This window comes from Paraburkholderia sp. AV2 (assembly GCF_054968425.1).
This window is the reverse complement of record NZ_JBANLK010000023.1, coordinates 33,572-47,482: the sequence shown is the minus strand read 5'-3', so window position 1 is coordinate 47,482 and position 13,911 is coordinate 33,572. Positions and strand designations below refer to the sequence as shown.

The window sequence follows — 13,911 nt, the reverse complement described above, 5'->3', positions numbered from 1 at the left end:
GAGACCTGACGAGGGCACGGGGAAGCCCTCGAAGCCACTGTAGCGCGTGTCATTCCCTTGCGCACCTATCCAATCGGAGAGGCGACGCGCCGCACGTTGCGCGAAGCTTGCCCGAAAGGGCAGATGGCTTGCCCCTATTCCCTATGGCGCCGGATACGCGCGTGAAAAACAATCGCGTGTGGGTGTTGCCGGCCTGGCATTGGCAAAGATAGGGCATGTGAATGACATGCAAGCGGCATGCGCGGGCATCGAATGCCTCTGCCAACCGTATGCCCGGCGCGCGGGAGGGGAGGCATGGCACTTTTTCGGGTGGTATGCGCCGCAGGGCTTGCGTTGCTCCTTGTTACGGCCGTCACGCCGGCGCGTGCGGACGACGATGCCGACAATAACGGCGGCAGCAACGGGCAGGACCTGACGAAGCCGCTCACCCGCCTCGACCTGCGCTACCAGTACCAGACGAGCGGCCAGGACAGGGACCAGGCCACGGACACCCTCAAGATCCGCGTGGACAGGCCGTTTGAGTTCGGCTCCGGCTGGAGCGCTTCGCTGCGGGCCGACTTGCCCTTGGCGCTCACGAACGTAACCAGTTCGAGCAATCCCGGCGGGAACTATCAGTTCGGGCTGGGAGACCTTCTGACACAGGCGGTGCTGATCAAGACCGTGAGCCGCGATTTTGCCTGGGCGGTGGGCACGCAGCTCATTTTTCCGACTGCTTCGACCGACGCCATGGGCGGCGGCGAATACCGCGTGGTCCCGACGCTGGGCGCACGCTGGAACCCTCCCGGTTTCGGCGACGAAAACTGGCTGGAGGGCATCGTGCGCTACGACATCTCGTACGCGGGCGATCCGGGCCGGGCAACGAAGCGCGAATTGCAGCTTCAGCCGATGGTGAATGTCGCCTTGTGGCAGGGCTGGTACTTCGATCTCTATCCTTCCAGCGACATTCGTTATGACGCCGCCGCGGTGCGCTCCGGCGACACGGGACGATGGTTCGTGCCGTTCGACTTTCTCGTAGGCGACAAGATCAGTCGCAAACTGCTCGTGTCGCTCGAAATCAGCGTTCCGGTTGTCAAGGAGTACCACGTTTACAGCTTCAAGAGCGAAGCGAGGGTGGGATTCTTCTTTTGAGTAAAACGGCGCAACGCATTTCCGGCGCGGCCTAGGCGGCGGTCGAACGCGGCGGGAGCGGCCCGAAGAACATCTTCTTGAGCCGGTCTTTTCCCAGCGCCCGCGCAAGCTCCGCGATCACGCAGTAGTTGAAGATCAGCGTCACGAGGAGGATCTGGATCGCCCAGAAGCGCGGCCAACTGATCTGGGTGAGCAACTCGTGGTTCGCCGCGGCAAGACTGGGCGCTTCTTTCCAGTAGTCGTAGAGCCGCTCCAGAACATGGATGACGAGTGCAACGAGTGCATACATCAGTGTCTTCCAGGACACGTTCCAGACGAGCGGCTTTTCCGGAAAACGGTTGATGAAAGGCAGCATGTCCGCTATCAGCACGGACTTGCCGAGAATGAGCGAGGAGATCAGCACCGAAGCCGAAGCGGGCAGCGGAATGCCGGTTTCCTTGAGCATCAGGGAGCGGATCAGCGCCACGATGTGAAGAATGACGAAGAAGAAGATCGTAGGCGGCAGGACCTTCTTGAATTCCTCTTTAAGCTTGCCGAACAGCGAGCGCATGGTGCCCTCCGGTCATGGCCGATGCCTCCGGGTTTCGGGCTTGCGCGCCGTCGCTGGAGGTGGCCGTCTCTTCCTGACAGGCGCCGCAACAGGGCGCGGCGCACGTGCTCTGAATAATGTAATGGCCGTTCGGGGGAAAGGGAAGATTTCCGGCCGCTCTTGCCCCAAAGGGAAACGGAATTGCCCCGAGTCCCTATGGTGCTGCGCGTGTGCCTGGACAAGACTCGCCGAATGGCTGGGCGGGCAGGCTATGGACGATCAGCGGCAACTCATCGTGATACTGGAGGACGATGCCGGCTTGCGGCGCGCGGTCGAGCGGCTGCTGCGGCTATCGGGCTTTCGCACGCGATCGTTTCGTAGCGCGGAAGAGGCCAGTGTCGTCGAATGTTCCGGCGCCGCCTGCTGTCTCGTCATCGACGTGCAGTTGCCGGGCATGTCGGGGCCGGCGTTTTACGGCACGTTGCGTTCGCCGCGGCCGCCTGCCGTATTCATGACGGCCTACGACGGGCCGCGCACGCGGCGCGCCGTGGAAAACACCGGCGCGCGCACGCTGCTGATCAAGCCGTTTCTCGGCGAGGCGCTGATCGATTCGATTGGCAAGGCCATCGCGGACCGGTCGTGAGCGAAGCCGCAGCGGGTTGCCGAAGCTGCGCGTGCGCAGCCGGGTAGCCCGCTATCAGACGCGGAAATCCGCGGCCATATCTTCGTCGCTGCGCGCTTCGAGCTTGCCGGAACGGCATGCGTGCATGAACGTGTCGTAGTCCTTTTCGTTCTGCGCAGCGCAGGCGAAGGCATATTCCGTGAGCGCCTCCGCGAACCGGTCGCCATTGCCCAGATAGGCGGAGATCTCGACGGCCTTGCCGCTTGCTTTCGCGTGGGCGCGCGCGAGCGCCCAGCCGCACAGCCGCGCGTAGCCCTGCAGGACGGTGTTGCTCATGCGCTCGACCTCCGCGGAGATCTTCATGTCGCGCAACTGGCGGAAATAGAAATTCCGCTTCGCCGGCCCCGTCGTCCAGCCGAGAAACGCGTCGCTGGCTGCCTGGAGCAGGCGCTGTCCGGCAACGACACGCTGGCCTTGATGCGCCGGACCGTCGGCTGGGAAGTAGTGGGCGATGACCGATTCGCGCGCCTCCTTGACCTGCAGGAAGAGCGGCTTGCCGTGACTGTCGATGAACAGGAGCACGAGACAGAACGTCCCCACGCTGCCCACCCCGACGACCTTGAACGCCACGTCCTGAAGCTCGAACTGGCCGATGAGCGCGCGGCGCTCGGGAGACAGCGTGCCGAGATAGGCCTCGAACGCGACGGCGAGCTTGCTTTTCCACGCTTCCGTGTTGGACCACGCTTCGTCCTTGCCGAGCAGCGAACTGGCGCCCCCGGGATGAAAGAGCGCCGGTGGAGCGTCCTGGATTACCCAGTGGCCGTCGCGTTGTACAGTCATCTTTCCCAGCATGCTTTCGTTGGTCCGCGTCGCGGCTTTTTCCTTCGCTTTGGCGATGGCGCGCCGTCCTTCGTCGGTCGTGGCGCTTTCCATCATGCGCTCGAAGGTCACGACTTCGTGCCACAGATCGAGCGTGCTGTAGCCGGAGTATTCGCGCATGCGGTCGCAGTATTCGTGCACGGCGGTCGCCACGAAGTCGCCTGTCGGCCCGCGTGCAATGCCCATATGCTCGCCGGCAATCGCGAGGCTCGCCGTGAGCCGTTTCAGATCCCACTCCCACGGGCCGGTCGCGACTTCGTCGAAGTCGTTGAGATCGAACACCAGTTGCCGCTCGGGGGTGGCGAAGCCGCCGAAATTCATGAGGTGGGCGTCGCCGCAGATGGGAAAGGCGATCCCCGTGTTGACGGTATCGGCCAGATCGTGGGCCTGGAGAATCGCGCTGCCGCGAAAGAAGGTAAAGGGCGAAACGGACATGCGCCCATAGCGCAGCGGTATCAGCGCCGCCACGCGGCCCGCGCTGTTCTGCTGCAGCAATTCGACCGGATCGCGGTCGGTATTGCCCACGTTTGCGTGCAGGGAGCGCTTCGCATGCTCCCGCGCTTCGCGGCCGATCGACTGCCGCTCGGCCAAAGTTTGCAGTTCTGCCATGTGCGCACTCCTCTGTGTTCGAGAGCGTTGACGCGCGAGCGGTGTGGGGATGCCTTGCAGCATGTTCGGCATCCGGGATGCGCGGAATGCGCGAAGGCCGGTGCGATTCAGTCTAGCATCGAATTCCTTCGCTGTACTGGAGGATGCGGGAGCGCGCATTGAAGCCGCAATCGAAGCCGCAATCAAAACTGCAATCGCGCGGAGACGGCAAGGGGCCATGGAGGCATGACATGGCGGCACTCCCGACACGCAAAATGCAAAATTACCTGATATAAATGCAAAACAGCGGGGTGAATTACGGGTCGATAAAACGTTATCTTACGACTCGTGCGCTGTCGTCTGAAATGACGGCAGCGTCCGGATTGGTCGCATGGAACTGGAGAGAGCCGTGATCGAACATCAGAATGCGGTGATTCACGTCATAGACGACGATGCCGAGATGCGAACGGCATTGAAACGTCTTCTCCACGGCGCGGGCTATAACGTGCGCGATTATGCTTCGGCCGGCGAATATCTTGTTAGCGAACCTGATGCGCGCGCCGGGTGCCTGTTGCTCGATCTGGAACTGGGTGGCCCGAGCGGGCTGGAACTGCAACAGGCATTGCTGCGTCGTCCGCAGCCATTGCCCGTCGTCTTCATGAGCGCCTATGGCGACGTCCCCAGAACGGTCAAGGCCATGAAAGCGGGGGCGGTCGATTTTCTGGTGAAACCGTTCGACCGGCATGCCCTGTTCGACGCCCTGGATGCGGCATTCGGCTCAGCCGGGAGGCAAGCCGCTGCACCGGATACGAAACTTCCCGTCGATCTTGGCGAGCGCGAGCAGGCCGTGTTGCGCGGCGTTGTCGCCGGGTTGCGCAACAAGCAGATTGCCGCGCAACTCGGGCTCTCCGAACGCACGATAAAAAGCTGCCGTGCCGGACTGATGCGCAAATTCGAGGCAACGTCGCTTGCGGAATTGCTGCGCCGGGCCGAATGGCTGGCGAATGCTCCTCTCATGCAGTAGGGTTGATCCGGCGAGCCGGTGAAGATCGACGAAACGCATTATTCGGTAAAAGCATCATTCCAGCGGCATGGCGCGCGTTGATGATTGGCTTATGCATTTCAATGCGTGGTCCGAAAGGGGCGAATGCGTGCCGATACGGCCTATGCCAGTCATTCCACGGATAAAACGATGGCTATCCGCTTTATCGATCAGGCTGCCCTGGCGTCGCGGGGAGAGGGATAAGTGCAAATATCCCGCTGGCATTATTCAATTGCACATATCGGCGCAATGGCTGTCGAAGCCTGATATGCGCCGTGTCCCGGCGGGAATGGTCGCAAGCGCGATTCGTCTCGGGCTTTTCCTGTTCTGTCTGGCCAGTACGGCGGGGAGTTTCGCGGGCGAACCGGCACGCGTGCTTCTGCTGACGGGAGCCGATCCCAGTCAGCCGGCGGCTTTCGTGCAGATCCGCGCGATTCGCAGCGTTCTGGACGAACAGATGCCGTATGCCACGGAGGTCTTTCTCGATTCCATCGACGGATTCCGCTTTGGAGACGAGCATCTGACGCCCGAATTTCTCGCGTTGATGGAGAAGAAGTACCAGGGACAGCACATCGACCTCATCATCGTGCTCGGCGATCACGCGGCCGACTTTGCGTTGCAGTACCACACGGCACTCTGGCCCGGCATACCGGTCTTGCTGTCGAGCGTGGCGCAGGGCTGGATGGCCGGGCATGTGTTGCCTCCTGGTTTTGCTGCGTTGCCGTTCCGGATCGAGGTCGAGAAGACGCTCGCGATTGTCGAAGCGCTTCAGCCTCAGGCACGGCGTCTCGTCGTCGTGGGCGGCTCGACCGACGCGGATACGGAACTCGTGAATCGTGTCGTCAATGCGGTGCGCCGCGAGCCTGGACGCTGGACGTCGGTGCAAACCTGGGAAGGGCTTGCCCCTGACGAACTGCAAAGGCGGCTGGCGGGACTCGACAGGAACGACGCGGTGATCTACACGACGATGTACCGGGATCACGCAGGCCACCGCTATTTCCCCTATCAGTTGCTCAAGCCTATGGTCGAGGCGAGCCGTGCGCCCATCTACGGCTGGTATTCCACGTATGTGGAAGGCGGTATCACCGCCGGGGCGGTCTATGATCTCACCGGGAACGGCGTCAACACGGGCAAGGCGGCCGTGGCGATCCTGCAAAACGGTGGAAAAAGCGGCGGCAAATTCGAGGGTGTCGATCTTCCGGCCATACCGGCCCATTGCGTGGCGAATGTCACCGAGCTCGAACGCTTCGGCCTCCCGGTGTCGCGCTTGCCCGAGGATTGCGAGCTCGTTAATTTTCCGCCGTCGATCTTTCGCGAGTATCGCGGCACCATGTTGACGCTGCTGGGCGTGCTGCTTGCCCAGTCGGCCACCATCGTCGCGTTGCTGGCGCAGCGGCGGCAGCGCCGCCGGGCCGAAGCCGAGGTCGCCGAGCGCGGCAACGAACTCGCGCGTGCCGCCCGCTTTGCGGCGGCCGGAGAACTCAGTGCTTCGATTGCGCACGAGGTCGGGCAGCCGCTGGGCGCGATCCTGAGCAATGCGGATGCGGCCGAATTGCTCGTGGCGTCGCCGCACATGGACGTGGCCGAGCTACAGGAGATTCTCTCCGACGTGAAGCGCGACGCATTGCGGGCGAACGATGTCGTGCAGCGTCTGCGTGCATTGCTCCAGAAGCAGCGCGTCGTCTTTTCGCCGGTCGGGCTCGATGCGACGCTCAAGGAGTCGCTGTCGCTCGTCGCGCCCGAAGCGAGGCGGCGCGGGATTGCTATCGATGTGCAATTCGGCGCAGGCGACCTCGAAGTGATGGGCGACCCTATCCAGCTTCAGCAGGTATTGCTCAATCTGGCGGTCAATGCCATGGACGCCATGCGACAGTCGGCGCCGGAAGATCGCGTGCTTAGTATCGTGACGCGAGGGGCGGGCGAAAGTGTCGAAATCGTCGTCGCGGATCGCGGCAGCGGTTTTCGCGCCGCATCCGCCCAGCAGCTCTTCGAACCGTTCTATACGACCAAGCCGCACGGCATGGGGCTGGGCCTGTCCATCGTGCGTTCGATTGTCGAAGCGCACCACGGACGCGTGGCCGCCTCGTTGCGCGATGGCGGCGGCGCCGAGGTCACGGTCTGGTTGCCGCTTTCGCACGTGCGCCATGACGTGCACGCCCAGACCGCACCGCCGGTTTCCGCCGCCCGATTGTCGAACGTGCACACGGATTCGGGCTAGGCCCTCGGGCGCGAAGTGGCTTGTCTTGCCGTCCCGGCCGTGCAGGCCGTGACGTAAAGCGCAAGCATGTCGCCGAGCGCTTCGGTCATGGCTTCGTCGGCGAGACCGAGCGGCCCGGGATCGTTGAGGGCCGCGTTGATCATCGTGGCAATCACGGTCTGGAACGCAACCATCAGGCGTTCGCTTGCATGCTTGCTGCGGCGCAGTTCGGGCAGGCGTGTCATATGCGCCGTGACATCTTCGACAAAGCCGCGCGCGTACTCCTTGAAAGGCCGCCAACCGTCCGACGTGTGATCGCGCCGCTGCAGCGAAGCACGGATGACCCCGCAATGGCGCAGATGCCAGAGCCGCATCGCGTCGACCACGGCGCGTGCGGACACGGCCAGTGTCAGCGGTTCGACTTCGCCGCGCGCCAACGTCTCGACCAGTCCCTGCTGAATTCGTTGCGCATCGTCGAGCGCCAGCCTCTGCAACGCGAGAAAGAACGCGTCCTTGCTCTCGAAGCGGCGATAGAAGGCCCCCTTCGTGAGGCTCGCTTCGGCACACAGATCGTTGATGCTCAGCGCTTCGTAGCTGATATCGACGAGCAGGACTCGCCCGGCCTCCAGCAAGGCGTCCGCTGAGCGCTGGCCGCTGCGGTAGCGCGGCGCGACAAATCCGTCCCCGCTTTCGAGCGATCCGGAAAGCGGTTTTTCGATGGGGTTCGGCATGGGAAAACCCTTGGTTGACCGACCAAATGATACCCGATAGCATCTTTTTAAACGATACCCGTCGGTATCTTTTTCGTCGGTATCTTTTGATTGACGGCCTTGAGTCTGCATCTCTCGACGGCCGACGATTCGGATCACTATGGAGACAGTCATGCAAGCAGGCGAGCACACCATTGCCGCAAGCCCCGCGATCGTTCGGCCGGGCGCTCTCAAAACGTCGTTCAGCATCGAGCCGCTCGCACCAGCGATCGGCGCGGAAATCGGCAATATCGATCTCGCCGCGCCGCTCGACAGCGACCAGTACGCGGCGCTGCGTGCCGCGCTGCTCAAGCACAAGCTGCTGGTGTTCCGCGATCAGGACATCACGGCGGAGCAGCAAGTCGCGCTGGCGCGGCGTTTTGGCGAGCTCGAAGTACACCCGGTATTTCCGCATCATCCCGATCATCCGGAACTGGTGGTGCTGGGCGGCGACCACCAGATTCCCGGGCGCGAAAACGTCTATCACTCGGACGTGAGCTGGCGCGCGCGTCCCTCGATGGGTTCGATGCTGCGGTGTATCGAATGCCCGAAGGTCGGCGGGGACACGATCTGGGTGAACATGGCCGAGGCGTACGCAAGGCTGCCGGAAGCGACGCGCAACGCGCTCGACGGTCTCTATGCGGTGCACGATCTGCTGCCGGCGTTCGGTACGCGCATGACGGCGGAGGAACGCGAAAAGCGGCGCGCGGCGTTCCCGCCCGTGATGCATCCGGTGGCGCGCACGCACCCGGAGACGGGCGAGCGCGTGCTCTACGTGAACGAGGCGTTCACCACGCATCTGGCGAACTACATGGAGAAGAACGAGGTGCGCTTCGGCTTCGACTTCCGTCTCGCCGAAATGGATCTGCTGCAGTACCTCTATCGCCAGGCGGCCGTGCCCGAGTATCAGGTGCGCCTCAAGTGGCGGCCGAACACGATTGCGTTCTGGGACAACCGCTCGACGCAACACTACGCTATTCAGGACTACTTCCCGGCACGCCGGCGCATGCTGCGCGCCACGATCATCGGCGACCTGCCGGCGTAAAGATCGTCCCTTCCTCGAAAAAGCGCTCCACAGACGAACCTCATGAAGCTGACCGATCAGGCCGTGTGCGACAGGGCCGGCCACGACGTCGATCCCGCCGTCGCACGATTTTACGCGTTGCGCGCGGCGTTCCACGCGGCACCTTATCCCGCGTACGCGGCCCGGCGCGAGGCGTTGCGCCGTCTGCGCGAAGCATTGCGCAGGCATGCGCCGGCCTGCGCCGCCGCGGCGGCTGCCGACTTCGGCGTGCGTGCCGCCGATGAGACGATGCTCGTCGATCTGCTCCCGTCGCTGCTCCATATCGACCATCTGCTGCGGCATTTGCGGCACTGGATGCGGCCATCCCGCCGCCGGCCGGAGCTGCTGTTCAGCACGAATCGAGCGGCGGTGCGGTATCAGCCGAAGGGTGTGGTCGGAATCGTCGTGCCGTGGAACTTTCCGTTCTATCTGGCGCTCGGACCGCTCGCCACCGCACTGGCCGCAGGCAATCGCTGCCTGATCAAGACGTCCGAGTCCGCGCCCGAATCGTCGCGTGCGCTCCGCCGCTTGCTTGCCGATGCGCTGGACGAGGATGCGGTTGGCGTGGTCGAGGGCGACGCCGAGTGCGCGAAGCGCTTTTGCGCGCTGCCGTTCGATCACCTTGTCTTTACCGGTTCGCCCGCGGTCGGGCGCCAGGTCATGCGGGCCGCCGCGGACAATCTCACGCCCGTTACGCTCGAACTGGGCGGCAAGTCGCCCGCGATCGTTTCGCGATCGGCGGACCTGGCGCGTGCGGCCCGTCGCATCGTGCATGGCAAGACCGTGAACGCCGGCCAGGTTTGCGTGGCGCCGGACTATGCGCTGGTGCCGCGCGAACACGCGCAAGCGTTCGTCGCGGCAGCCGCGAGCGCCTTCGAACGGTTCACGGGCGAGGGCGCCGGCTATACGTCGATGATCGACGCGCGGGCCCATGCCCGCATGCTCGATCTGCTCGACGACGCCCGCGCGCTGGGCGCGACAGTCACGGTGTGCGGATCGTACCGGGGCGAGGGCCGGCAGTTGCCGCTGCACGTCGTCACGGGCGTTCGGCCGCAAATGCGCATTGCCCGCGAGGAGATTTTCGGACCGCTCCTGCCCATAGTCGAATACGACACCTTCGACGAGGTCATCTTCCGGGTGCGCAGCGGCGAGCGCCCGCTCGCGTTGTACTGGTTCGGGACGGACGACGGCGAGCGCGAACGGGTCCTGCGAGAAACACACGCAGGCGGCGTGACGCTCAACGACTGGGGCTGGCACGCCATGAACCATGCGCTGCCGTTCGGCGGAACGGGCATGTCGGGCATGGGCAACTACCACGGGGAAGAGGGGTTTCGCGAGCTTTCGCATGCGAAAGCGGTATTTGCCGAACACCGCTGGTTTCCCGTCGAATTGTTTCATCCACCCTATGGTGGTGCCGTGCAGCGCGCCGTACTGCGCTGGTACTTCGGCACGCGCTCCTGAGCCGGATAGCCGGCACCGGAAACCGCGCGAGACGGCTTCGGCCATGTCCGCGCCCTGATTCGGAAGACTTCCCGCATGCAACCCACCTATCGCCCGGCGCGCGCCTGGTTCATGGCGGCCATGTTGTTTCTGCTGGTCGCAATCAACTTCGTCGACAAGGTCGTGCTCGGTCTCGTGGCCGCGCCGCTCATGAAAGAACTGGGGCTTTCGCCGGCCCAGTATGGCCTCGTTGCCGGCAGCTTCTTCTTTCTGTTCGCCGTGACGGGCGTGGCGGGAGGCTTCCTCTCGAACCGGCTGCCCACGCGCTGGCTGCTGCTCGTGATGGCGCTGCTCTGGGCCGTCGTGCAGTTGCCTGTTGCATACAGCTCGTCGCTCGGGATGCTGATTGCCTGCCGCGTGCTACTCGGCGCGGGCGAGGGCCCCGCGCAGCCGATTGCGATTCACGCCTGCTACAAGTGGTTTCCCGACGAACGGCGCAATCTGCCTGTCTCCGTGTTCCAGCAAGGCGGCGTGTTCGGCATGATCGTGGCGGGCATCGCCGTGCCCTGGATCGATGCCACCTGGGGCTGGCGTACTAATTTCGTTGTCCTTGCCGTGCTCGGGCTGGCGTGGGCAGCGCTGTGGCTCGCGGTGGGGCGTGAGGGTCCGCTCGATGCGCATGCAACGAAAGTCTGCGCGCCGCAAGAGCCCGCAGGCACCGTCGCGCGCATTGGCTACCGCGCGTTGCTGACCGACCGTACGGTGGTCTGCATCATTGCCTTGCACTTCGCGGCCTTCCTGACACTGGCGCTCGTGCTCACGTGGCTGCCGGCTTATCTGAGCGAGGGCCTGGGCTTCGGGCCGCGTCGCGCAGGCCAGATGTTCGCGGCGGTGCTGGTCGCCACCGCGCCCGTGGGGCTCGTGCTCTCCGCCTGGTCGCAGCGGCTGATGAAACGCGGCGTGCCCTCGCGGCTCGCACGCGGCGCCTTCGTCTGCGCGTGTCTTGCGGTGGGCGGCGTGCTGCTCGTCGTGGCGGTGGTCGGCAATTTCGGGCCGGCTCTCAAGGTCGTGCTGATCGCGCTTGCCATTTCGACGACGCCGATCATCTACTCGCTCGGCCCCGCGATGGTTGCGCAGATCGCACCGCCCGAGCAGCGCGGCGCCGCGCTCGCGATCGAGTATTCGATCGCCTGGATCGCGGGCATAGTCGCGCCGCCGGCCGTGGGCTGGATGATACGCGCCGCGCACAACAACGTTGCGGCGGGCTTCGAGCAAGGTCTGTTGCTGACGGGCGCCGTGCTCGTGGTGCTTGGCGTGGGCGGCCTCAAGGTGCTCAATCCCGAACGCTCGCTCGAACGACTGGCGCGGCGCGCGGCGGCGTGAAGCGGCCTGGGCGCCGCGCCAGTCGCGAGGCACGCAATCTCATTCCAACTGGCTCCGGCCAACAAACCCATAATCACGACGGGGGAGAAATGCAGAAAAGCAAAGCAGGCCACAACAAACGCCGGGCGGCGGCACAGGTTGCCGTTGCCGTGGTGCTCGGGGGGACGGGTGCTGCGGCGCACGCGCAGTCGTCGGTCACGCTGTACGGTTTGATCGACACGGCCATACGCTACACCACGCACGCCGACAAGGCGGGCGACGACAAGATCCAGCTCGCCAACGGCGGCTTGAGCGAGAGCGAATGGGGGCTGCTTGGCTCCGAAGACCTCGGCGGCGGCTATCGCGCCGTATTCCAGCTCGAGGACCGCTTCTTTCCGAACTCGGGCGAAAACGACCCTGGCTATCCGTTCTTCAACACCGCCTATGTCGGACTCGTGTCGCCCACCCTGGGGCGTTTCACGCTGGGCCGCCAGACCAACCCGCTTGCCGACGCCGTGCTGAGGACCTACGTGACCGCATCCTGGCTGCCGACGGTATATGAGTTCCGTCCCGAGGTTTCCATGGCCGAGGGCGTGTGGACGAGCAACATGGCCAAGTACGCCGCGCGCTGGAACGACGTTACGCTGGAGCTTTCGTATGCGTTTGGCGGCGAGGCAGGCTCGTTTGGCGCGGGCAGCCAGATTGGGGCGTCGATCGCCTACATTCCGGCCTGGCCGCTGAAGCTCGCCGCGGGCTATCTGGATGCGCGCGACGCGGTCAACGGCTCCGCGCACTTCAAGGCCTGGACGGCCGGCGGCGCCTACACGTTCGGCGCAACGACGGTCAACTTCGGATGGGCGATGAACCGCGAGGATCCGGGCTTTATGGGCAACTTCCCGAATGGTCCGTACACGGCCCCGCAACTGACCGCGCTGAAGTTCAACACGTTCTCGGAGCGCGAGATGTTCTTCGGCGGCGTCACGCAACTGATCGGCGCCTCGACGCATCTTTCGGCCAACGTCTGGCGCACGCTGCAGGACGGCAAGGCGGCGAGCGGTGACGGCAACGCCACGCAGTTCCAGTTGCTGGCCGACTACAGCCTGTCACGCGCCACCGACGTCTATCTCGAGGGCGATTACGCGTTGTATCGCGGCGGCCTGGTTGGAGCGCAGTTGCAGGGTTTCGTCGGTTTGAGCGCCGCGGCGACCACGACGCAACTTGGCATGATGGTGGGGCTGCGCCACGCGTTCTGAGTCTTGAAGCACGACGTTGCAATACGCGTAGTTCGCGCTGGTGTCGCCCGAAGCACCCGGCGCGCGTGCGGCTTGCAGTACGATTTCGATCAATTCCGCTTCTGGAGCACCCATTGGTCGCTGCCTGACCGGCAGTATTGCGGGTGCAGGTTGAGCGACTGGCCTTTGGCGTTCAGTACCACGGCGACGGTCCGGCAGGTTCGGCTGTCCTTCGTGACCGTGCCGCCGGGCGTGATCGTGGCGTCGACGGCGACGCTGTTGCCGAGACCGCTGTTCTTCCACTGCGCCGCTTCGCCATCGTGTCGGGTGTTCAATGCTTCCACCACGGCTTGTTTTGCCGAGTCGATGTCGCGCTGGGTCATATAGCTGAGCGGCGTGTCGTTCAGGAATCCCAGGTTTGCTGCAAAGACGGAGCAGGTGCAGGCGGCGAGCGCGATACCGGTCAGCGCGCCCGCGGCGCTGTTGAGCGAAGCACGAAACGGCATGGACGTTTCCTCTTGGCGGCAAGCATTGAAGGTCGGCGGCCCGGTCAGGCAGCCACGCCGGCCTCGGCCGTCGCCAGCATTTGCGTCAGCGCGGCGGCCGGACCTGGGGGCGCGTCGACGACGAAGAGCGAATCGCCCCAGGCGGTCTCCGTGTGGAAGCGCCCATCGAGCCAGGCGCGCAGGGCGGCCTCGGAGAGGATGAGAATGTTGCTCCGCTTTGCTTCGTCCGTGGCCGTAACGTCGGGCATTTCGGGAACGACGTCCGGGTCGAAGCCTTCCGTCGTTGCGTGGAAGAATCCCCACGTGTCGTTCTCGATGAGCAGTACGTAGAAGTCCGGCAGGTCCAGCAGCGCCGCTTCGCTGTGAGCGGCTTCAATGCGCGCCTGCAGCAGATTCAGCGCGTCGACGGAGGACAGGCGCATCCGGGCCGCGGAAAGCGCGCCCTCCGTGTCTTCCAAAGGCTCGACGAGTCCGTATTCGATTGCTTTTCGGGTCGCCACCGCCACGCTGAGCGCGAGAGGATGGCCGACGCCGAAGTCGATCCTGAAGTTACAGATGGCGCACATATCCGCAC

At 64.3% G+C, this 13,911-nt stretch carries 13 protein-coding genes; 8 read left to right on the top strand and 5 right to left on the bottom strand.

The genetic code is table 11. From position 1 onward, the window contains the following. Positions 1 to 294 precede the first annotated feature (294 nt). Positions 295 to 1,128, top strand: a complete 834-nt coding sequence (locus V8683_RS17270) for a transporter family protein (protein ID WP_411193330.1) — start codon at positions 295 to 297, stop codon at positions 1,126 to 1,128. Positions 1,129 to 1,159: 31 nt separating this feature from the next. Here V8683_RS17270 and V8683_RS17265 read toward each other — a convergent pair whose 3' ends face one another. Beyond that, positions 1,160 to 1,678: a hypothetical protein gene (locus tag V8683_RS17265; RefSeq protein WP_411193329.1), complete on the bottom strand. Its 519-nt coding sequence runs from the start codon at positions 1,676 to 1,678 to the stop codon at positions 1,160 to 1,162. A gap of 250 nt (positions 1,679 to 1,928) precedes the next feature. Between V8683_RS17265 and V8683_RS17260 the strand changes: the two genes are divergently transcribed. Further along, a complete protein-coding gene (locus tag V8683_RS17260; protein WP_411193328.1) occupies positions 1,929 to 2,300 on the top strand; it encodes a response regulator transcription factor in 372 nt (123 codons plus the stop codon). Positions 2,301 to 2,354: 54 nt separating this feature from the next. Here the strand turns inward: V8683_RS17260 and V8683_RS17255 are convergent, their stop codons facing one another. Then, on the bottom strand, positions 2,355 to 3,767 hold the full coding sequence (locus V8683_RS17255) for a DUF2252 domain-containing protein (protein ID WP_411193327.1): 1,413 nt from the start codon (positions 3,765 to 3,767) through the stop codon (positions 2,355 to 2,357). A gap of 370 nt (positions 3,768 to 4,137) precedes the next feature. On the opposite strand from V8683_RS17255, the gene V8683_RS17250 reads away from it, so the two are divergent. Together V8683_RS17250 and V8683_RS17245 are read left to right on the top strand one after the other, a co-directional pair. Continuing rightward, positions 4,138 to 4,770 (top strand): response regulator transcription factor, encoded by a 633-nt coding sequence (locus V8683_RS17250; protein WP_462848582.1) that lies wholly within the window; start codon positions 4,138 to 4,140, stop codon positions 4,768 to 4,770. Between the two features lie 286 nt (positions 4,771 to 5,056). Next, complete coding sequence (locus V8683_RS17245; RefSeq protein WP_411193325.1) at positions 5,057 to 7,006, top strand: ATP-binding protein; 1,950 nt, start codon at positions 5,057 to 5,059, stop codon at positions 7,004 to 7,006. On the opposite strand, the gene V8683_RS17240 is transcribed toward V8683_RS17245, so the two are convergent. After that, positions 7,003 to 7,716 (bottom strand): TetR/AcrR family transcriptional regulator, encoded by a 714-nt coding sequence (locus tag V8683_RS17240; protein WP_411193324.1) that lies wholly within the window; start codon positions 7,714 to 7,716, stop codon positions 7,003 to 7,005. The genes V8683_RS17245 and V8683_RS17240 overlap by 4 nt on opposite strands. A gap of 151 nt (positions 7,717 to 7,867) precedes the next feature. On the opposite strand from V8683_RS17240, the gene V8683_RS17235 reads away from it, so the two are divergent. The 4 genes from V8683_RS17235 (at position 7,868) to V8683_RS17220 (ending at position 12,852) form a co-directional block, all read left to right on the top strand. Beyond that, complete coding sequence (locus V8683_RS17235) at positions 7,868 to 8,779, top strand: TauD/TfdA dioxygenase family protein (RefSeq protein ID WP_411193323.1); 912 nt, start codon at positions 7,868 to 7,870, stop codon at positions 8,777 to 8,779. 42 nt (positions 8,780 to 8,821) lie between these two features. After that, on the top strand, positions 8,822 to 10,258 hold the full coding sequence (locus V8683_RS17230; RefSeq protein ID WP_411193322.1) for an aldehyde dehydrogenase family protein: 1,437 nt from the start codon (positions 8,822 to 8,824) through the stop codon (positions 10,256 to 10,258). Positions 10,259 to 10,333: 75 nt separating this feature from the next. Next, positions 10,334 to 11,620: an MFS transporter gene (locus tag V8683_RS17225; RefSeq protein ID WP_411193321.1), complete on the top strand. Its 1,287-nt coding sequence runs from the start codon at positions 10,334 to 10,336 to the stop codon at positions 11,618 to 11,620. A gap of 89 nt (positions 11,621 to 11,709) precedes the next feature. Continuing rightward, positions 11,710 to 12,852 (top strand): porin, encoded by a 1,143-nt coding sequence (locus tag V8683_RS17220; RefSeq protein WP_411193320.1) that lies wholly within the window; start codon positions 11,710 to 11,712, stop codon positions 12,850 to 12,852. An 89-nt stretch (positions 12,853 to 12,941) separates the two neighbouring features. Here V8683_RS17220 and V8683_RS17215 read toward each other — a convergent pair whose 3' ends face one another. Both V8683_RS17215 and V8683_RS17210 read right to left on the bottom strand, forming a co-directional pair. Then, positions 12,942 to 13,337, bottom strand: coding sequence for a hypothetical protein (locus V8683_RS17215; RefSeq protein WP_411193319.1), 396 nt, complete (start codon positions 13,335 to 13,337; stop codon positions 12,942 to 12,944). Between the two features lie 44 nt (positions 13,338 to 13,381). After that, positions 13,382 to 13,903, bottom strand: coding sequence for a hypothetical protein (locus V8683_RS17210; RefSeq protein WP_411193318.1), 522 nt, complete (start codon positions 13,901 to 13,903; stop codon positions 13,382 to 13,384). Positions 13,904 to 13,911 lie beyond the last annotated feature (8 nt).